Source organism: Nocardia blacklockiae (assembly GCF_015477355.1).
GTDB lineage: Bacteria > Actinomycetota > Actinomycetes > Mycobacteriales > Mycobacteriaceae > Nocardia > Nocardia blacklockiae.
Genome location: NZ_JADLRJ010000002.1, coordinates 447,911 through 470,206, shown reverse-complemented (window position 1 = coordinate 470,206; position 22,296 = coordinate 447,911). Strand labels below are relative to the sequence as shown.

Here is a 22,296-nt window from a genome sequence, read left to right as displayed (position 1 = left end):
TGTCATCGTGCAGAAGTGCACGGCGTCGCGCATGGGCGGGCGCGGCCGGCAGAACGTGGAGGGAATGACGATGACGGTTGAGCTCGACCCCGACCGGTTCCGTGCCGCGGCCAACAAGACCGCGGATGTCCGCGACAAGATCAAGGGCGTTCTGGACACCCTGACCGCCTCGCTGGACCCGGGCACGCCGTGGGGCAACGACAAGATCGGCGCGCAGTTCTACAACGGCGAGAACGGTTACGGCGCAACGAAGAAGAACCTGTACGAGAACGGCGGCAACTTCCAGACCACGTTCGGCGAGTTCTCCCAGGGCCAGCGCGACGCGGCCGAGAAGCTGAAGGGTCAGGACCACGCCAACGGCCGCGGAATGCACTGACCAGGGACGCCACGTGACGAACGAACATGCCAAGGCCGAGATGGCGGCCGTCCTCGACGGCGTCCGCGAGCAGCTGCACACCATCGCCCGATTGCAGCGCGAGCGCACGCAGTTGATGGCCAGCGCGACCGTGCGGAAACGCGTGACGGTCACCGTGAACGCCGACGGCACCGTCATCGAGACCAGGCTCGCACCGGGTTACGAGGAACTGACGTCCACGGAACTGGCCAAGGCGTTCACCGACGCGGCCCAGCAGGCGGCGGCCGAGGCGGCGCGCAAGAGCCAGGAACTGCTGATGCCGCTGCACGATCAGCGCGCGCGGCTGCCGAAGCTGACCGACCTGATCGAGGGGATGCCCGACCTCAGCGCCGAAATACCGCCGCCCCCTGCGGTTTCCACCGCGCCGCCGGGTGCGGCCGAGCGACTGAGCGAGGGCGAGTCCGCGCCACCGGCGGGCAAGCGTGGTCGCGGTGTCACCGATTCCAGCTGGTGACCTCGAAGTAGGCGGCGATGGCTGAGCTACCCGGCTGGCTCGCCTGGCTGGAGTGGGTGGCCGGCTCCGAATGGCCCGACGGCGACCCGGACCGGATGTGGAACGGTGTCGGCAAGCCGTGGCGTACCGCGGCCGCCGACCTGCGCGACATCCTGGCCGACATCGAGGACGCCAAGGCGGCGTCGCTGGCCGCCTATCCGCAGGGCGAGGGGATCGAGAAGATCACCAAGGCCTTCGACCAGCTGCTGCACGGCGAGGCCTCGCTGGAGCAGCTCGCCAAGCATTTCGACGCGGTGGCCGAGACGGCCGACAGCGTGGGCACCGAGATCGAATACACCCAGCTGATGTTCATCACGTCGCTGGGGTTGCTGGCCGCGGAGATCGCGGCCGCGTGGATCTTCCCGCCGACCGCGCCCGCGGTGGAGGCCGCGGCCATCGCCGGCACCCGCATCGGGCTGCGGCTCCTCAGTCAGGGGTTGCAGCAGGCGGTGCGGCGGATCGTCAGCAAGCTGATCTCGTCCGCGACCTTGAAGTTCCTCGCCAAGCACGTCGCCATCGACACCGCGCTGGGCACTTTGCAGGAGCTCGGTATCCAGGCCTACCAGGTGGACAAGGGGCACCGGAAGGACATCAACTGGGAGCAGGTCGCGGTCACGACGGTCAGTTCCGCGGCGGGCGGCGCGGCGGCCGGTCCGCTGGGCGACAAGCTCGGGCACGCGCTGGGCCGCAAACTCGGGGATTCGTTGGGCGGCAAGGTACTCAGCGGCGCGCTCACCGGCACCGGCGCGGGCCTGGTCGGCGCGGGCGCGGGCTACGTGGCCGCCACCGGCACCCAAATGGCCATCGACACTTACAAATACGGCTTCGACAAGGCCTGGGAGAACGCCAAGGCCGCCGGGATCGATCCGCTGATGTTCACCGCGGGCGCCTCCAACGGCGCCCTCAGCGGCGCGAACAAGGCCGGCGCCACGCACTTCTGGCAGAGCCGCAACCCCGACCTGGCCAACCGTCCGGGCTTCGGCACCCGGATGAACAACCTCTTCGACGAGATGTCGGGCGCCAACCGCGGCACAGGCGGCGCCCCCGGCGGCGGCGACGGCAGCTCCTCCGCCGACCCCGGCTCGGGCCGCGCCGGAAACGCCCCGGGCGGCCAGAACGGTAGCGGAGAGTCGAATGTGCAGGGGGCATCCGGCGGCGCGTCCGGTGGCACACCAGGCAACGGCGCATCCCCGGGCGGGTCGAATCCGCAAGGCGACGCGGGGAATTCGGGTTCTACTGCACCCGGAAGTCCCGAGGGTGACGGTAGCCCGCAGGGCGCTGGTGAGCCGGAGGGAACGGGTAGCCCGTCGGGCGCTGGTGCGCCGGGAGGAACGGGTGGCCCGCAGGGCGCTGGTGCGCCGGAAGGAACCGGTGGCTCGCAGGGTGCTGGTACGTCCGGGGATTCCGACGGAACCGGCGGAGGCACACAGCAACCCGGCGATTCGCAAGGCACAGGCGCTCCGAAGACCGGTGATCCGGTGCAACCGGCAGCTGCCGGTGCGCCGCCCGAAAGCGACGGACAGGGCTCAGCTCCGGAGAACGCCGGTGCCGATACCGGCGCGGGACAGCAGAACTCCGACGGCAATGCCGCGCCCGGCACCCCGGGCGCGAGCACCGGAAAGGCCGAGCCGGGTGGCGAAGGCGGCGACACCTCACCGGGTACGGACCAATCCGCCGGTCCGTCGAACCAAGGCGAAGCCCCTGCAAGCCAGGGGAGTTCGCCCGGCGAGTCCGGAGCTTCGGATTCGGGTAGGGCGGGTGACGCGGGTCCCCAGGGTGCCCAGGCCGGTAGTGCGCAGCCGCGGGGCGAGTCCACTCCGGGCGAGGGGGGTTCGACCGATCACACCGGTGACTCCGGAACCTCGAACAAGGCTGACACCTCCGGCAAGACCGGCACACCGGGCGAGGCCGGAACCTCGGGCGATGCTGGTAAGGCTGGGGGTTCGCATGAGCCTCGGGCGGGCGCGGCACCACAGGTCGGCGACGGTTCGAGTGCCGACGGCGGTGCGTCGAAGGGCGAGACGGACGGTGGGAAAGGCGTTGCCGATCCGGCCGGAAACGGTGCCACGCCGTTGGTCGGAGCCACAGGCCCGGCGGCGGCCGGTTCGGCCCCGGTGGCTCCGGGATCCGGTGCCACTCCTGCTACAGGCAGCGGCCAAAATTCCAGCACCGGTGCGTCTTCCACGACGCCGAGGGCCAGCGATGTGCGGGTGGCGGGCGACGGCACGGACCAGTCCCGCGCGTCGGCTGCCGGGTCGCGCCCCGGTACCGACGGCCGTGTCGGCGACGGTCGCGCGGGCGGTGAGCAGACGCGCACCGGTGGAGAACAACCACGCGCTGGTGAGCAGTCGCGTGCCGGAGACCAGTCGCGTGCCGGTGAGCAATCGCGGACTGGAGACGAGTCACGTACCGGTGCGCAATCGCGAGCTGGGGACGACTCGCGTACCGGTGAGCAAACGCGAGGCGGTGACCGGCCAGGGGCTGGCGGAGAGCAGTCTCGCGCGGGGAACGAGAACCGTTCGGAGACAACCAGTTCCGAGCGGCGTGCCGGGGCCGCCGCCCCCGCACCGCGTGGTGAACAGCAGCCGGGTGTGCGAGCGGCGTCCAATGGGCAGGAAGCGAACGGCGCGAGAGGTTCTCGTGATGGGAGCGACGCCGATGGGCAGGCCGGTGGTTCCGACGGTTCCGCGCCTTTCGTCGCCCCGGTGGCGGTGGGCAGCGGGGAATCGGCACCGCGCCAGGTTCCGGCGCGTGGGGGCGGGGGCGGCAAGGAACCGCCGTCGAGTCCGCCGCGTCCGCCCGCCGGGCCGCCCGGCGACCCGGGCGACAACGGAGCGGGCGGCAGTCACGATCCCGACGGCACCGGAAAAACCGAGGACCCCACGGGCACAGGCGATTCCGATACCCTCGAGCCCACGTCGGTCGAGATGCCCGAAGGCGCGCGCGAGATCGTCGTGGAGATCGACGGCGAGGAAGTCCCGCTGACGGTCGTGCCCGACGGGGCGGGCGGGTGGAAACCCGTCACACCCGACTCGCCCGACGGCTCACCGGCCCGCACCGACGACGCACCTCCGGAGAAGGGCGCCCTCCGCCGCGCCTGGGACCGCCTGCGCAAGGTGTTCAATCGCGGCTTCGACCAGGATCTGCCCAAGTACCCCTCCGGGTCCGGTCTCGATTCCAAGGGGCAGGCCGCGGTCCGGGACGGCGTCGTGCACGCCCCCGACCTGGTCGACCCGCCGCCCCACCAGGCGCCCGCGCACCCGCCGCCGGACGGCCCGGTCGCCAGGCCCGCCGACGACGGCGGCGGTGACGGCAGCCTGCCGGTCGCCCGCATCTTCAAAGAGGGCGCGCTCGCCTGGCTGAACCGCGAGCACCTGCCGATCCTGGGCCGGTTGTCGGCGCGGATGGCGATCCAGGCCGGTGAACACGTGCCGCTGTTCGACTCCGACGGCAACGAGTACCGGCCCGAGGTCACCGAGGGCGATCCGGCGCTCACCCACGAGAACATCGTCGGCGAGCTGGAGCGCGGCCGGCTCACCCAGGAGGAGGCGAAGCGGGATCTCGACGCCCTGCTGGGCGTCGCGGACGATCCGGAACTGCGCCGCCGCGTCGTCGGCGACATGGCCCGCCTCGGCCTGCTCTCCCCGGACGAGGCCCGGGCCGCGTTCCGCGAAGTCTTCGACCAGACCGGCGACGCGGAGGTCCGCGACCGGATCATCGGCGACCTCCAGAACCGCGACCTGATCACCTTCGACGAGGCCGTGGACTTGCAGCGGGTGTCGGACGACCGCGGCGACGAACCGGTATCGCCGCCCGCCGAAGAGCCCCCGCAGCCACCCGACGGCCCGCCGCCCGCGGACGAAACCCTCGCGGAAATGGCGGAGCGACTGGGCATTTCGCTTCCCGACGACAGTCCCGAGACCATCCGCCGCGTCCTCGAGGAAGAGGCGTACCGCTGCCTGCGGGAGACGTCGGCGATCGAGGGCCTCGCGGACGTGGTCCGGCGGTACACCGAGGAGGTCGAGACCCCGTACCGCTGGCGCGACGACGACGGCACGCCGCGCCTGGAACTCGAGGACGGGGACGCGGACGGCTCCGCGGGCAACGCCACTCCGGTCCCGAAGGGCGAGGTGCCGCGCAGCCTGTTCGACGACGACCCGATGGGCCACTTCCTGCTCGAGCTGATCGCCGCCCGCAACGGCGACCCGGGTCTGCTCACGGCCGAACCGGTCGGCAATGGCGCGGACCCCCTGCCGCAGTGGGGCCACGTCGGCGAGAATCCGGAACTGGGCCGCGACACCGGCCTGCCCGCGTACTTCGAGCACGCGCTGCGACGCGACCAGCTCCGCGACGAATTGTCCACGTGGGCACAGATGTTCGGCCGCGGCTTCGACGAGGTCGACCCGCGGCACATCGCCGAGACCCTGGATCGGCTGCGCGCCGACAATGTCGCCCGGGCCGAGCGGCTCGCCGAGTTCGCGGCGGCCGCGGCCGATCGCCTGCCTCCGGCGGACCCGCCGCCCGTCGGTGAACAGCTCGATCCGCAGTGCGCCCGAGTTCCTGTCGGCGACGGCCAACCCGATCGGCTGGTCGTCGTCGACGGGCCGCGCGGGCGCGACGAGGTGCTGGCCGACGTGCTCGCCGGTGACGCGGAACTGGCCCGGCAGTTCGCCGACGGCGAGGTGGTGGCCGACTACCGGCAGGTGCGGCAGGATCCGTCCGGCGAACTCTTCCTGGATCCCGCCGGTACGCCCGAGGTGCGGCACATCCGCACCACGGTCGACGGCCGCGAGCTGGTCGTCACGATGGTGCGTGATCCGGAGGCCCCGCACACCGGCGCCGACGGAGAACCGGTCCAGCCCGCCGAGCGCCCCTGGCGGCCGGTGCCGCACACGGTGGATGCCGACTCGACCCACGGAACCGACGGCGACGCAGTCGATCTCACGCCGCCGCTGACACCCGAGGAAGCGCTGCGCGAACTAGTCGCCGCGGCAAGGGATCTCGGGCTCGGCCCGGCCGACGTGCTGCGGCTGCTCGATCCCGATCAAGGGCCGCAACTGATTCGCGACCTGAAACTGCAGAACGCGGTGCGCGCCGGGCAGATCGAGGCGCTCACCGACTACGCGCGGTCGATGAACGACATCCAGACCTTCAATCTCCTGCAGCAGAAGCGCGCGCCGCTCGCGCAGCTGCTCGGGTTGTCGGAGGCGGAACTCACGGCGGACACGCTGGCCGACCGGATCACCGACCCGAAGGTCCGAAAGGCACTGGCCCGCCAGCAGTTCGAGGCGCTCACCGCCTACGCGAAGCAACTGCGGAGCGGCGACGCCGACGCGGTGGACGCCGCCCGCCGCCGGCTCGCGGAACGCCTGGACTCCGGATACGACGAGCGCACGCACCCGGCCGGCGAGCCGCACCCGGAGACCAAGCTCTATCCGGACACCTACCGCACCGACGCGGACAGCGGCGCCCGCCGCAAGGTCCGCAACGGCGACTCCAGCGGGCTGGATCCGGAGCGGCTGCGCAAGACGATTCGCCAGTTGCAGCGGATGGGCGAGCACCAGCGCGTGCGGGACGCGCTCGCCGAGTACGCGGCCGCGCTGATCGACATCGACCCGTATTCGGAAGTGCCGCGCGGTGATCGCGCCGCCGATCCGCGGGTCGCCGACGCCGAGGCGCCCGTGCACGACACCGACGCGCTGCCCGCGTTGCGCGGTCTGGTCGAAGAGGCGCTGCGATCCGGTGACCCGCTGGACTTCTGCCGGGCGGTGGCGGACGCGGCGGCCCGCACCGACGCGGACGGCCCTGGCGCGCCGCCGAATCCGGACAACGATCCGCGGCTGCGGCCGCGGCCGGGCGCCGACTGGTCTCGGCTCGTCGGCGTCGACCTGCCCGATCCCAGCGACCCGTCGTTCGTCAAGGTGTACGAGGCCTACCGCGACGGGCGCATCGACAAACACGAGGGTCCGGCGGACCTGGACGCGGCGGCCGACGAACTCCGCGACGAGGTACGTCAGCGCCAGGAGCAGATCAACCGCTTGGCCGCTCTCGCAGACCGATTGGCGCACGCGGACCGTGGTCTGCCGGTCGCCGATCCGCCCGTGGGCTCGGGGGACGGGCCTGCCGAAACGCCGCCCGGACCGGCTCCGGCCGGTGGGACGCCACCGGAATCGGCTGGGCCGCAGGGGGAAACGCCTGCGCCGCCTCGTACCGGTGTCGACAGCGATGAGCCCAAGGGCGGTGAATCGCCGAAAGCTGAGAATCCGAGGCGGGAAGAACCTTCCGAGCCTGCGGCGGCCGACGCCGATGAGCATGCGAAGGCCGTTGCCGCGCAGGAAGAGTCGGGTGCCGAGTCGTCGCGCCCGGATGCCGTGCGACGCGAACTGGCCGAGTTGGACGAGTCGATGCGTCGGCGCGCCGAGGAGGCACAGCAGCAGCACGACGAGTTGATGGATCGTATTGAGCAGCTGCGTCGAGAGCTGTCGGAGGCCGCCCCGGGCGAACCGCTTCCGCGCGAGACAGGCGCGGGTGCCGAGGAATTCGCGCGGCTCGACGACGCACTGAATAACGCGCGGCAGGAGCTGCTGGGCACTACGGACGAACCGAGCGACGCGAATGCCGAGGGGCCGCGTTCGGAGTCCCCGCACCCGGAGTCGGCGGCACAGCGTGCCCTCGCCGAACTGGACGAGTCGATGCGCCGCAATGCCGAGCAGGCCCAACGGCAGCACGACGAGTTGATGGAACGCATTCGCCGACTGCGGCAGGACCTGTCGGACCGTGCGATCGAGGAGACGACGCGGCGCGAAACCGCCGAGCTGGACGAGTCGATGCGCCGCAATGCCGAGCAGGCGCAGCGGCAGCACGACGAGTTGATGGAGCACATCCGCCGACTGCGACAAGAGCTGTCCGACAGGGCGATCGAATCCACGCTGCAGCGCGAACTGGCGGCGCTGAACGACGCGTTCCTGCGCAATGCCGGCCGTGCCGCGGACGAACTCGCGCACCTGGTGAACCGGCTCGAGGACGTCCGCCGCGAGCTGTTCGGGGAGCAGCCCCGGCAACCCGACGAGAACGCCGACACCGCACGGCAGGAGCAGGCGCACCGCGACCGCATGGCGGCGATCGAGGCCGAGTTCCGCCGCCACGAACAGGAGATCGCCGAGGATTTCCAGCGCCTGCAGGACCACCTCGCGCAGCTGCGGCGCGAGCTGTTCGGGGACGGGTCCGACGGCCGCGGCGACGAACCACCAGACCCGACCCCGGCCGACCCCGGCCGTCCCGAGCCTGACCGGCCCGGCGGCGGTGCGCACCGACTACCGAACGAGAACCACTCGGGCACAACAGATCCGGGCGTCGGTAAGTCGGATGACGTCGATGTCCCACCCGGCGGCGAGGACCGGCAGCCCGATGCCGCCGACAAGCGGCCCGCACCCGACGGCGACACCACCGAGGTGCCAACGGATCCCGAGCACCGGTCCGAGGGCGACGAATGGTCGAACCTCATCCCGTCCGAGATCGCCGACGAACTGTCGCGGCGATACGGCCTGGAAGTGTTCGGGTTCGACTCGGAGGGCGTCGATCCCGAGATCGTGCGCGATATCGCCCGCGCGACCGACGCGATGCTCGGCACCTACCGGCAGATCGATCTGCGCCGCGTCGGCATCGGCGACATCAACCCGATGGCCAAGGCGCGCCGCGGGATCGACCCCGAGACCGGTCGCCTGGTCACCGAGTCCATCACCTTCAACCGCCGCTACGCCGGGGACGCGGCGGCCTTCCGCGACAAGATCGCGCAGGCGGTGGATATCGACTGGTTCCGGCGCGGCGTCGAGCGCGATCCCGTGTACGCCGTGATGGTGCACGAGTTCGGTCACGCGCTGGATTACGCCGGCCAACTCCGCGCCGGCGACGACCTCGAATACCAGCTGTTCCGGCACTTCGCGCAGACTCATCCCGACCGGCCGATGAGCGACTTCCCGGCCTGGCTGGGGCAATTGAGCGACCGCAGCTTCAACGGGATCGAGAATCCCGACGGCACGGTCACCCCGGACGACACGCTACACGAGCGCGAGGCCATCGCCGAAGCCTTCGTCGACGTGGAGATCAATGGCGAGAATGCCAGCGAGCCAGCACGTTTCATCTATGACCGGTTGCTGCTCGAGAGCCTGTCCGGCGACTCGCCGCTGCCCGCCCGCGATGTCGCTCCCGGCACCGACCACGCGGACAGTCCGGAGGTGCCCGCGGGCGAGCGCGACGGCGACGTCCTGCACGAAGGCAACCTCCCCGAGGGCGGCACCCCGCTCTATCGCGGCATCCCGAGGCTCCTCGCGGACGGCACGACCAACCCCGCCTACGAACACGCGCGCAACGGCACCGCGAAACCCCGTGGCGACCAGGATGTCTCGGCCGAGGACCACATCTGGAACAAGAGCGACGTGAGCGACTCCACCTCGTGGACGCGAGATGTCGACGCCGCCAAGGTCTTCGCCCACGGCGACGGCATCATCCTGGAATGGCGCACCGGCCTCCCGCCGGACGGCGCCACCTGGAAGTTCAAGCCCATCCTGGACTTCGAGCCGAATTTCGCCCAGGTCCTCATCCAGGGCACCCTGAACGACGCCCGCGCCGTGCGTTTCGTCGCCGAGGGTTCCGGTCCGGAACAAGAGCCGCCCGTTGGTGCGCCGAGTGAACCGCCGCGCGAGAAGTCGGGCGCTGGGGTTCAGGGCGAGCGGTCTGCCCCGGGGGAGCCGTCCGGGGCGATCAGCGCCGCAGCCACGCCGGATCGTGTCGCAGACAGCGGTGCGGACCGAGCCGAAGGTGTCGACGCAACGTCCCCCGAGAACCTCTCTGAGCAGGGCGAGTCCGGTGTAGACGCAGCGGAAGGCCCACTACCGCAGCAGGAGTCGGCCCGCGGACTCCGGCAGGTGCAGGAAGAAGTGCGCCGGGCCGTCTACGGCGAAGACACCCAACCCGAGGGTTGGTCGAGCCGCGCACCGGACGAGGCGACCTCGCAGGTCTGGGATGTGCTGGCCCGCAACAGTATCGGCAGGGAAGCCCTGGCGACGCTGCGGGATGCCGGGGCGGGCGTCCGCTTCGAGGGCGAGGGCGACACCTTCAACGGCCGCACCATGGATGTGACCGTCGGCGACACCGGCCGGCACCGCCTGTCGCAGGCGGCGGCGGTGGTGCGCGCGGGCGCGCTGGCGGAGTCGGTCCTGGCCGGTGACGTGGAGGTGACACCCGAGCGGATCCGCGCCACCGACCGCGGCGAATTCGTCGCCGCCCGGGTGCGCGCCGAGGCCGCCGCCTTCGGGCGTGAGGCCGAGTTCCTGCGGGAGGCGTCGGACGCCGGATACGACACCGAGCGCCGGTCGGCGCGCAATCTCGGGGACAGCTCCTACGACGTCGTGGACGCCGCCCACGACCGCGCGCTGCGCGCGGTGTACCTCGACGCCTACGACAGCGCCGTCGACGCCGCCCGGCAGCGGCAACCGGGCCTGTCCGAACAGCAATTGCGCGAGGTCGGTCGCCGCGCCGGCACCGACGCCCTGCTGGCCGACGGCCGCTTCGACTCCCCGAACTACCCGACGCACGACGGCAGTTACCGGGAGGTCCACGGCCGGGAATGGGACGCGGCGCAGCGCCGCGACGTCGTGGACGGCATGCCGGAACATGTGCCGCCCACACCCGAATCCGCACGGCGGCTGCGGCAGCTCGTACGCGAACATGCCGCTGCCACAAGGCGATTGCGTCAGCTCGAGGCCGACTGGGAGCGTGCGTGGGTGCACGGTGCCGACGGCCGCCACCAGGACGCTCCGAGCGACCCGGACGTAGTCGTGCAGCTGCTGCACGACAAGGGGATGTTCCAGCCCGGATCGCCGACCCAGGCCCTGCTGATCAATGTGACCGGCCGGCTCGTGCAAGCGCATGCCGACCGCGCGCTGATTCACCAGGCCATCGCGGATCACGTCGGTCGCGATGTGCTGAAAACCCTTGCGGCAGAGGCAGGTCGCGCCGACGCGCTGCTCACCGAAGGACAGCCTGCGGATCTGGTCCGCGTCGCCGTCGACGACACCGGCGTCGTACGCGTTGCCCCCGAACCGACGACTCGCGTAGATGAACCGAACCATGCTGCGCGGCAGGGCAAGTCGGAGGTATGGCATCGTCCGGGTGACCCGCAGCAGACCTACGCCCGACTGTCGGAGCGGGCGCGGGCGGCCCTCGACACGGGCGGCGCGCCGGTGGTCGACGAGCTGCTGCGGTCGGCTCGCGCGAAGGGTCCGTTGACGCGTTGGGCGGCCGCCGTCCTCGAGCGGCACGGTGTCGATATCAGGCTCAGCCCGCACAGCCGCGCGATGGTCGAGTCGAACGGGCATCCGACCGGAGATTCGCGGTGGGACCGCCGCGGTCCCGCCACCGGATACGACCCGGCGACGAACACGCTTCTGCTCACCACGGACACCGGCATGTACGGCCACGACGCCCACGACCGGATCGCCGAACTGGTCCGCACCGCGGTGCTGGTGGACGGGCTGCGCGGCGAGGCCGGACCCGTCGACATCCTCACCATGACGCGGGACGAGTACGTCGCGGCGATGCTGGACCGCTCGGCCGAGGCATACGCCGCGGCCGCGCTCGACCGGATGGACGCGACCGGCTCCGACACCTACGAGATGGAAACCCGGATCCGGCAGCGCATCGGTATGGATCGCGTCGAGTCGGTGTATCGCAAGGCGCACAACGAGGCTCTGCGAACCACCGCGAAGGCGTACCCGAAAAACGCTGCGGCAGAAGCGGATCATCGAGCAGCGGCCCACCGCGTCGGGGTCCGCGCGGTGCGCGACCATCTGGCCGCCGAGGGGCCGTGGCCGGACCAGAAGACGTTCGCCGAGAAGAACTTCGCCGAATTCCACGCGGCGGCTTGGGACCGGGCGAACGGTTACCCGCCGAGCGCTCCGCCGTCGCTGGGCCGTATCGACGTCGACACTCCGCAGCGGCACAATATGGCGGCACGCAGCTTCGTCGTCGAGATCGAGACCCTCCGGATGCTGCGTGAGACGGGCCGGGGCGTCCCGGTCGGCCCAGCGGAACGCGCGTACACCGATGCCTACGACAAGGCCTACCGGAAAGCCGCGCGAGCCGCGGCGCGCACCGCCGACGCGCCGCCGCCCGAACGTGCCGCGTACGAGGCCGGCGTGAAAGCGGTGCGCAACCATATCGACAAGGTCGGTCTCGCCGCAGCGGAGACCATATTCGACGTCGCTCGCGCGGCCGGCGACGAACCGCGCCTGCACTGGGGGCAGGCGCCGCGCGATATGACCGCGCCCGAGAACCACGAAAACCACGCTCCGGCAAAGCAACCGGCCTCTGCCGAGGAAGCGGCGCAGACGGCCGCGGCGGCGCGGCGGATGCTCGAGGGGATCGCCGCACATCGACCCGGCGGCGAGGTGATGACCGCCAACACCGCGCGGCACCGGACCGGGAGCTACGACGATCCGCGCGAAGTTCTCGTGGTGATCGCCGATCCCGGCGGCCATATCGACGCGCTCGACGAATTGGCCGCCGCCAGACCGGAATTCGCCGATGCGCTCTGGGACGGCTCGCATCGAATCGACTACCGGACGGTCGAAATGGGCGCCGACGGGCAGCCGCACATCCGCCACGTCGACGCCGCGGAAGCCGAAGGCGTGTACCGGAAGCCGAGCAATACCGAGGCGCAGGCGCAACTGCTCGACCACTATCTGAGGTACCGCAGCGAGGGACGGACCCGGCTCGGCTACGACGCGTGGCTGCGGCAGTTGGGTGACGCGGCGTTCCACACCCGGCACTACCTCGACAACTCCGGGTGGCGTCCGCGCTATCGGGAGCGGCCCGGCCACTTCGGCGGGGACTTCCTCCAGGAGGGCTTCCGGCTCGCCGCGTCCGATCCGTCCATCGGACCACCGCATCCGGCGCATGTCGCGCGGCAGCTGGTCATGCGCCGGATTCCGCTCGCCGCGGAGGTGGGGATCCCGAACCGGGATCGCGCGGATCACAACATCGTGCCGTTCGATGTCGACGGCATTCAGATGACGGTCCGGCTCGAACGAGACGGGGTCGGCAACTGGCGACTGCCGGAGCCGGGCACCCGGGGAGACTTCACCGACATTCTCGCGCGGCACCTGGGCGGCATGTCGGACAGTGACCACCGGAAATTGGTGAATCGGATCGCGGCGTTGCTGGCGGACGGGTCGGCGGAGTTGCGTCCGCAAGCCGAGCGAGGCGGGCCGCTGCGGCAGCTCGCGGATCGGCTCGGTTGGCGTCGCTCGGGTGCGGAAAACGGTTCCGGTGCAGAAGGTTCCGGCGCTCGTGCGCCCGAGCAGGGCAGTCTTGGCGACGATGGTTCCGGGCGTCGGGGACTGCCCGGGGACGAAGACCGTGGTGCTGACGCTGCGGCCGCACCGCCGCTGTTGGATCGAAATACCCGGGAGCACAACGGCGTTTCGGTGCAGCGCCACGAAGCTCATCCGGAACCCGCCGCCGATTCCGCTCCGGACAACCGGCAGGTCCCGGTCGACGACAAGTGGGCGCGACTGGATCGCGACGGTGTCCTGCTCGAATTGCAGTTCCAGCACCCCGGTTTGGAGATCCACGGCTTCGACGGCGACGTCGACGTGGCCACCGTGCGCGAGTTCGCCCGCGCGGTAGACGAAATGCTCACCGCGCACCCGGAAATCGATCTGCGGCGTGTCGACATCGCGCCGTTGGACGGGGACCGGCACGGGCAGGCCGTCTGGCGCAAGCGTGCCGACGGCACCTACTATGCCGAATCCATCACGCTGGACCGGCATCTGGCGACGCATCCGGAGGAATTCCGCGCCGCCAAGCAGCGCGCCGAGACCAGCGGGCATTCGCCGCGCGGGGTCGCGGATCGGCCGGTGTACGCCACGATCGTGCACGAACTCGGGCACGCGCTCGACTACGCCGGCGGCAAGCGCGCGCGGGATGTGGCCGAGGACGCGCTGCTGGCCCACTACCAGGCCACGCGGCCGGACGGTGACGCCGCCGGGTACCTCGACTGGGTGAACCAGCTCAGCGGGTACAGCTTCGATCGCGGCGTCCTCGACCCGGGTGAAGCGCTCGCGGACGCGTTCCTCGAGGTGACCCTCAACGGCCGCAACGCTTCCGAGCCCGCGCGGGTGCTGCACGCTGTGCTCACGGGTGAGGCGGCGCGGAGCGGTGATGCGTCCCGGAATCCGTTGGGGGAGAGCAATGCCGAAGCGCATGGACGCGGTGCCGACGATGCGCGCGGCCCGGAATCCGCTGCTGACCCACCGGATCGCGTGGCCGCGCAATTGCGCGAACTGAGTGAGGCGTACGGCATCCCGCCTCGGGACCTGCGTCCCGAGCGGTTGGGTGACGCACTCGATCGGATCACCGGTCCGCATGCCGAGCGTGATCGCGCGCGACTGACCGACCTCGCCGAGAAGTACTGGCGGGCAATGGATGCCGAGGCCTCCGCTCGCCGGCAGGCGGAAATCGAGCGCTTCACCGCCGAACGGGCCGAGGCCGTGCGGGCGCTCGAGGAAGCCAGGGCCGCCCGCGCCTCCGCACTGCGCGGCATGCGCGTGGACGAAGCGGAACTGGCGCCGCGCCCGGACCCGAACCGGCCTCACCTACGGCCACTCGACGAGACGATCGACGCGCTGTACAACCGCGCCGTCGCGGCCACCGAGGTCGACGAGTGGGGCCGCCGCGTCGAGCGCCTGGCACAGGCCGCGCGCGACTACAACGCCGCCGCCGCCCGCCTCGACGAGGTGGACGACATTCTGTCCGCGCTGAAACAGGACCCGCCCGCCCGCTTCCGCCTGTTCGGCGAAATCGACGACCAGCCGCTCTGGCCACGCGGCACCGACGACCAGCCACCCGGCACCGCCCACCCCGACAACAACGCCCCCGACCCCGCCACACCCACCACCGACCCCCAAGGCGGCGGCGGATCGAAGCAGCCTCCTGCCGACCCCCCGACGCCGATGTCCCCGGACGACCCCGGCGACTCCACCCAGGACCCTGCGGACCGATGGGCGAATGCCGAATACGACCGGCTCATGCAGGAACGCCGGGAACTGGTGCGGGAGTTGGAGTTCTGGCGGGTGAAGCTGGAGGACCGGCTCGCCCGGGTTCCCGATGGCGAACGCCTGCTCGCTGCTCGCGGCGACCGTGCGCGGCTGGCGCACGAGGTGCTCATGCGCTACGGCGACGCTGTCATCCGGCACGTCGACGTCGAACCGTTCGGGGAGGACGCCGAGGGGCACTTCGACCGGTCCGCCGAACCGCTCGACATCGAATACCGCCGCGAAACCCTTGCCAAGGTGGTGGCGGCCGCCCAGGAGGTCTTCCGGCTCCAGGACCGGCTGCGGCTCACCGATCACCGGATCCGCGAACTGGGCAACAGCGGCGCGGTGGACCGGCCGCCGACCCGGGAGGTCGCCGACGAACTCGACCGGCTGGCACGAGAGCGGGCCGAGGAACTGTTGCGGATCAAACCCCGGCGCGGCATGCGGGACGATCTTGCCCAGCGTCTCGGACTTGTCGACGAGAACGGCACGGTCCGGGAGGACGAACTCGCCCACGACGGCCTGCCGGACACCCTCGATCGACTGCGGGCGGACCACCCGGACCGTGCCGCCGAGATAGCTGCGCTGCGCGACGCCGCACACGATACGAACTTGGCGCACAACAAGATCGGGCGGTTGCAGGACGAGATGGCCCGCCTCGCCGGCGTCTGGCGGCGGCAGGTCGAGGACGCCGGCGGCCGGATGATCACCGACACCGTCGGACTGGTCGAGGGGCCGGATCGGTCGCGGATCATCGTGCTCGGCGCGCGCGACGCGCTCGGTTCGTCGTCGCGGCAACACTACGACGACGCTCTCGCCCACGTGCTCGACCACAGCGCCGCGGTGGCGCAGGCCATGACGCGACCCGAGACCACGGTCGAGTACCGCCGGGTCACCGCCGACCGCGCCGACCACGTCGAGGTCCGCAACCTGATGGGCCCGGACGTGCGCAGGTTCAGCACCGGCTGGCAGGGCGGGCGTCGCGTGGACGTCACCCTGTGGCGGCCCGAGCACGGCGCGTGGCGACCGGTCAACCCCGCCAAGCCGGACATTCACACCGGTGGCACCGCGCCGACCGTGCCGAAGAAGTTCAAGCCGCGCGACCTGCCCGAGGGCGTCAGCGGCTGGGCGGTCGACCCCGCGCAGGCCGCGATCGAAGCGCCGTTCGTGGACCACCCGGCCGGTGCGATTCCGGAGGAACTGCTGCCGCGCATCCCCGGCGGGGAACCCGGGGACCCGGGCATCCCCACCTACGAGGTGCCGTACTCCGGCGTCGTCTACAACACCATGCGGATCATTCTGGAGACCGCGAAGCTGTCCGGGTTCACCTGGTACAACGACCCCGACCACCCCGGCCGGATCAAGCCGGGTTTCAAGGGGCACTACTGGTTCCGGGCTAAGCCGTCCGAGGCGCAGCCGATGGTCCGCGAGATCGATCCCGGTGCGCTGACCGACGACAACGGCGAGGTCGATCCCGGTTTCGTGCGTCAGCAGCTGGCGCGCGAGCAGGAGTGGGCGCGGGTGCAGCAGTGGGCCGACCGGGAATACGCCCGGTATCGCGCCGACGACGCCGACACCGATGTCGATCGCATTGCCGAGGGGCTGGACCGGCACCGCCGCGAGCAGCGCGCGGCCGCCGCCCGCGACGTCGTGGACGAGGTGCGCACGCAGCTGGTCGACGGACATCGCGGAATCGACCCGCGTGGGGACGTCGACGCGCAACTGCTGCGCATCGACGACGAGATCAACCGTGTCGCAGACGAATTGGCGGATCGGTTCGACGGCGCGGACCCGGAGCTTATGCGCGGCACCGTCGCCGACATCCGCGATCTGCTGCTCGACGACGGCGACCCCGAGGCCATCGCGGACGTGCTGGCCCCGCACATGCGCGTCGACGTCCCCGATCTCGGCCGCGACGAACTGGTGCAGATCAAGGACCACCTGATGCGTGACCTGCACCTGGTGCTCGACCCCGACACCCGGCAGCTGACCCGCCGCTGCCTCGACGCGGTCGCCGACGTCGCCGAGGCCTGGAACCGGCTGGTGGCGGGCGAGCCCCTCCCGTCGGACATCCTGCTGCTGCGTGACGCGCTCGCGGAATCGCGGTTCCTCGCGGTGAACGAGGGCGCCACATGGCACGAGGCGAATTCCTACGTCGCCGCGAAGGACGGCCTGCACTGGGACGCCAACCGCCCACCCCGCACCGACTGGCGCGCCGAAATCCCCTACGCCCCGCCCTCACAAACGCTGCGAATGCAGAACGGCGACAACGGTTCCGGAGCGAACGCACTTCCCGATACGCCGCCACGCGGTCCGGGCGGCTCCGGCGGCGCGCTGCCCCGTGGCGAGGAGAACGGCCCCAGCGCTGTGGTCGAGCGCGAGCTGCGGGCCTTGGACGAGGCGTTGCGGCACCACGCAGCCGAGGCCGACCGCGAACACCAGAATCTACTCCAGCACCTCGCCGAGCTGGAGGCGCAAATGCACGCCCGCTTCGACGCATTGGAAGCGGGGGAAGGGTCGGCTCCTCCGGCCGATGCACAGTCGAGACCGGTTGGGAAGCAGGAGGTTCCGGGTACCCCGCAGGAGATAGTCGACCGCGAACTCCGCGCCCTCGACGAGGCATTCCGACGCAACGCCGCCGAGGCAGAGCGCGAACATCAGAGGCTGCTCGCACATCTCGCGGAGTTGGAGGCGCAGATGCATGCGCGCTTCGACGAACTTGAGGCCCGCTGGGACGACGACTCGCACACCCCCTCGCCTTCAACAGAAGGCCAGAACCCAGGCCCGACGCCAAGTGACGGCTCCACATCCCCTGCGAGACAACATGACCCAGAAGGCCCCCGAGAGGTAGTCGCCCGCGAACTACGCGCCTTGGACGAGGCCCTCCAACGCAACCTGTCCGAAGCAGAACGCGACCACCAACGCCTCCTCCAACACCTCGACGCCCTACAACAACAAATGCGGGCCCGCTTCGACCAACTCGAAGCCGGCGTTCCCCCCAACCCATCGACTGACGGCGTCGACGCAACCGATACACCGTCGGACGACCATCCGCGTACGCCGCCTGGTGATGGTGAGGCGACTGGTGCGTCGTCGAGTGGTGATAGGTCGCGTGGAAAGCCTAGTGGCGCAGAGGAAAACGGTACGCCGTCGAGCGGAGACACGTCGCATACGCCGCCTGGTGATCGTGGTGAGGGGTCCAGTGCGTCGTCGATGGGTGAGGGGACGCGGTCGTCGACGAGTGAGGACGGGACGCGTCGGTCCTCGCGCGGAGACGATAACGGTGAAGGTGGCGACCGTGCTCGGACGGCGGGCGGTGATGACGGCGGTACGCCGCCCGGCGGAGACGGCCGGAACCGTGGCACCGAGCCCGACGAAGGTGGTCCGAGGCGTCGAGGCCCCGTCCTGCGCTCGCACATCCCGCACCCTCCGCACCAGTACGACTTCGAACTGCCCGACGTCGAGCCGAACGCCCCGGTAGACCAGGGCCCCTGGCTACCCCCGACCCCGCCCGAAAAGCCCGAACCCACGAACCCTCCGCACCCACCACAGCCCCCGAACCCCCCGCGCCCGCCGCAGCCTCCCAACCCGCCGCGGCCCCCGCACCCACCCCAGCCGCCGACGCCGCGGCCACCGAAGCCACCCCAAATCCCGGAACCCCCGCAGCCGCCGCATACGCCGCGGCCGCCACAACCACCCCAAACCCCGGAACCCCCGCAAACCCCGGAACCCCCACGGCCACCCCAACCTCCGCACCCACCCACACCTCCATGGCCCCCACATCCGCCCCACCCACCCCTGCCCCCACACCCACCGGGCAATCCGTGGCCACCCCAACCCCCGGGCCAACCCTGGCCACCCCAACCCCCGAGCCACCCCGAGCCGCCCAACCAACCTCGGCCGCCACAACCCCCTGGTGAGCCTTGGCCTCCCCAACCACCTGGCGTGCCTTGGCCTCCCCAGCCGCCCGGCCACCCCGAGCCGCCGCAGCCACCTGACCAGCCACAGCCACCCGGACAACCATTGCCGCCCCAGCCCCCGGGCCAACCTCGGCCACCGGGGCAGCCGCAGCCACCTCAACCTCCGGGCCAACCTTGGCCGCCTGAACTACCGGGCCAGCCTTGGCCTCCGCAGCCGCCGGGTCCACCGGAGACTCCGCAGCCGCCGGGTGAACCCTTGCCGCCGCAGCCCCCGGGCCAAACTTGGCCACCGGGGCAGCCGCAGCCGGCTCAACCTCCGGGTCAATCCTCGCCGCCCGACCTGCCTGAACAGCCTTGGCCCCCACAGCAACCAGGGCAGCCGGGTCAGCCTTGGCTGCCGCAGTCGCCTGGGCAACCCGGACCTCCCCAGGTTCCCGGCCAGCCGCTACCTCCAGGACAACCAGCGCCGCCCGGCCAGCCGTGGCTACCCCAGTTGCCCGGTGCGCCTTGGCTTCCGGGCGCTCCGGTGCCACCGACGACCTGGCCGCCGGATGTTCCGATACCGCCCGGCGTTCCGGTGCCGCCGAGTGGATCTGGTGAAGCCGGGCAGCTGACGTCGCCGCCCGGCATGGCTGATGGTCCTGGAAGCGATGCAGCGCAGCAGGTTTCGGGGCAATCCGCGCCTGGTTCCGGGACGCCGATGATGCCGCCCGGGCCACCTGGGGTGCCTGGTGCGCCCGCGGCCGTTCAGCGGAACGGTAAGCGGCGGGCGATGTTCACCAGCGCGCCGAAGCCGGCGAATGCGCTGATTTTGGTGCAGTCTTATGGTGGGTTCGGGGAGTTTGCGCAGTTCGATCCGCGGACGGGGCGGTTGCAGCCGGTGGGGCAGGGGATGCAGGTGCCGGGTGGGGTGTTCGGGGAGTTGGACGGCATTCCGCTGGTGTTCTATCGCGGCGTGGATGGGTTGGCGTTGCGGGTGGGGGAGCGGCTCATAGATTTGGAGTCGGTGGGTGTGGCGGTCGTGTGGGAAGCCTTGGGGGCCAAGCAGAATCGGTTCGCCGTCACCATTGCGGGTGCGGTCGCCTGCGACCTGCGCTACCGGACCGTCCCGCCGGACCACGACGTGGGCCTGCTGATCCGGGACGTCTGCGCCGACCCGAACCGCCGCGAGCGTATCTTCGCCCGATGACGGCCCGAGACGACAACCCTAGGAGTGACGATGCGTGAGGACCGTCCGTCCGAGGACGAACTGCGCCGCAATTTCGAGCGGGAACTGGAGTCGGTCCGCACCGGCGGCGGACTGACATCGGAGAGCGGTCTCGACACCGAGACCGAGGAGGCCCTGTGGGCCATCGCCGACGCGCATCCCGATATCGACGACGAATTGGTCGCCGCCGCGCGTCGCGCTTTCGCCGCCCAATTGGACGGTTCCCACGCCGCCGCCCGCCAAGCCGCCCTGGCTCGCAAACTCGAACGTTTCGGCCGTCGTGGCTGAGTCCCACCCGCATCCCGAGGAGTCACCGTGCGCCTGAATCACCCCACCGAGGACGAACTGCGGAGCAATTTCGAAGAGGAACTCGCCTCGGTCCGCAGCGGCGGCGGCCTGTCGTCGGATACCGGCTTGGACTCCGACACCGAGTCCGCCCTGTGGGATATCGCGCGCGCCTATCCGGACGGCTCGGAGGCTCTGGTCGCCGCGGCGCGGCAAGCCTTCGCCGGGCAGCTGGACGGATCGAACTCGGCCGCCCGCCGCGCCCGCATGGAGCGCATGGTCGACGAATATCGCCGTGACGCAAGGAAATCCGGCGACTGACCTACTCGGATCGTTCAAGTCTCCCAGCGGTATCCGTGCCCGCGAATGGTGGTGATCAATCCGGGCCGGTCGAGTTTGGCGCGCAGCGCGGCCATGTGCACGTCCAGCGCCCGCGACACCGCCAGGAAGGCATCGCCCCAGATGCGATCCATCAACTGCTGACGGCTCACCGCCGAACCCGGATTCTCCACCAGCACGCGCAGCAGTTCGAATTCCTTGTTCGTCAGCGCGACCGGCGTGCCCGCCACCGTCACCTCGCGCGCCCGCAGGTCGACGCGCACGTCCCGCGACGCCACGACCTCGGGACCCGGCGCGGCACGCCCGCCCGTGCGCCGGGTGACGACCTCGAGCCGGGCGACCAGTTCCGCGATGCGTGGCGGCTTGACCAGGTAGTCGTCGGCGCCCGCGTGCAATCCGCGCACGATGGACCGCTCGTCGCCCCGCGCGGTGAGAATCACCACCGGAACCGCGCTGACGCGCCGCAGCTGCCGCAGCACCAGCAGACCGTCCATATCGGGTAGGCCGAGGTCCAGGACGATCGCGTCGTAACCGCGGTGGGCCAGCAGCAGATCCGCTCCGCGTCGCATGCGTTCGGCCTCGTGCCCACGTGCCTGGAGTGCTTCGACCAGTGCATCCCCGACGCCCTCATCGTCTTCGACCACCGCGAGCCTCACGAAACGATCCTCGCAAACCGCCGCGTGCCACCGCAGCCGTTCGCCGCGGGACGACCGCGCGCGCCGTGGGCGGCCGGCGAACGGGAACCCGCGCTGCCGGAGAGCGCCGACGCGTTGCGGAGACGGTCGAGAAGGGTGTCTCGGTCAGGGGCGATATAATGGCACAACCGTGCCGAAATTTGTTGTCCGCGTGCGTGTCCGGGGAACGAACACGGTCTCGGGCCAGCGGTCGGAAGCTCGTTAACTGTGATTATGCTGCGAGTGCACGATTTGCCTCCCGGGCAATAGAAGATCAACATCTAAGCAGTATCACGGCTCACATTGGCCTTGTTCCGGCAAGGCCGCGGAATTGCTGTGGGCCGCGCCGATGCCCGGCGCCGGTCTGATACTTTTTTTCACACCGAGTGGTCGCTCGCGACATGCGGTGTTACGGTGAGACAGCCGACTCTCGATACAGACATGAACAATGTCCGAATCGCGGTCGGCAATGCAGGTTCGGGCCGGGGTGCGGCACCGCCGGCATGGCAGGAAGGGTGCGTGATGGGGACCCAGCGTTGGCATATCGACCCGGAGTCCTTCGGGCGGGCCGCAAACAAGACACAGCACGTCGCCGACCGGATCAGCGCGGTCTGGTCCAAGCTGGACACCGGGGCCGCCGCACTCGGCACGCCCTGGGGCACCTGCCGGACCGGTGAACAGTTCTCCGAGGGCGAGGGCGGCAACGGCTACCTGCACACCAAGGAGAACGTCGGCAAGGGCCTCGTCGGAGACAAAGGCATGGTCACCAATGTCGAGAGCCTGGCGGAGGGGCAGCGCAAGACCGGCGACAAGGTGCGCGAAGAACTCGAGGAAGACAACCGCCGCCGCTTCCGGCCGGAAAGCTAG

Annotated in this window: 7 protein-coding genes; 6 read left to right on the top strand and 1 reads right to left on the bottom strand. The window is 70.8% G+C overall.

The window, feature by feature from the left end:
• Positions 1-70: 70 nt before the first annotated feature.
• The 5 genes from IU476_RS08020 to IU476_RS08000 are packed head-to-tail and all read left to right on the top strand — an operon-like array spanning position 71 to position 20,737.
• Positions 71-376: a hypothetical protein gene (locus IU476_RS08020; RefSeq protein WP_195098276.1), complete on the top strand. Its 306-nt coding sequence runs from the start codon at positions 71-73 to the stop codon at positions 374-376.
• Between the two features lie 13 nt (positions 377-389).
• A complete protein-coding gene (locus tag IU476_RS08015) occupies positions 390-869 on the top strand; it encodes a YbaB/EbfC family DNA-binding protein (RefSeq protein WP_324193927.1) in 480 nt (159 codons plus the stop codon).
• A gap of 17 nt (positions 870-886) precedes the next feature.
• Positions 887-20,113 carry a WXG100-like domain-containing protein gene (locus IU476_RS08010; protein WP_195098275.1) on the top strand — a complete coding sequence of 6,409 codons (19,227 nt, stop codon included), beginning with the start codon at positions 887-889 and terminating at the stop codon, positions 20,111-20,113.
• Between the two features lie 30 nt (positions 20,114-20,143).
• Entirely contained in the window at positions 20,144-20,419 is a 276-nt protein-coding gene (locus IU476_RS08005; RefSeq protein WP_195098274.1) for a hypothetical protein, read from the top strand.
• A 27-nt stretch (positions 20,420-20,446) separates the two neighbouring features.
• Positions 20,447-20,737: a hypothetical protein gene (locus tag IU476_RS08000; protein WP_195098272.1), complete on the top strand. Its 291-nt coding sequence runs from the start codon at positions 20,447-20,449 to the stop codon at positions 20,735-20,737.
• Between the two features lie 14 nt (positions 20,738-20,751).
• Here the strand turns inward: IU476_RS08000 and IU476_RS07995 are convergent, their stop codons facing one another.
• Complete coding sequence (locus IU476_RS07995; protein ID WP_195098270.1) at positions 20,752-21,411, bottom strand: response regulator transcription factor; 660 nt, start codon at positions 21,409-21,411, stop codon at positions 20,752-20,754.
• A 540-nt stretch (positions 21,412-21,951) separates the two neighbouring features.
• On the opposite strand from IU476_RS07995, the gene IU476_RS07990 reads away from it, so the two are divergent.
• A complete protein-coding gene (locus tag IU476_RS07990) occupies positions 21,952-22,296 on the top strand; it encodes a hypothetical protein (RefSeq protein WP_195098268.1) in 345 nt (114 codons plus the stop codon).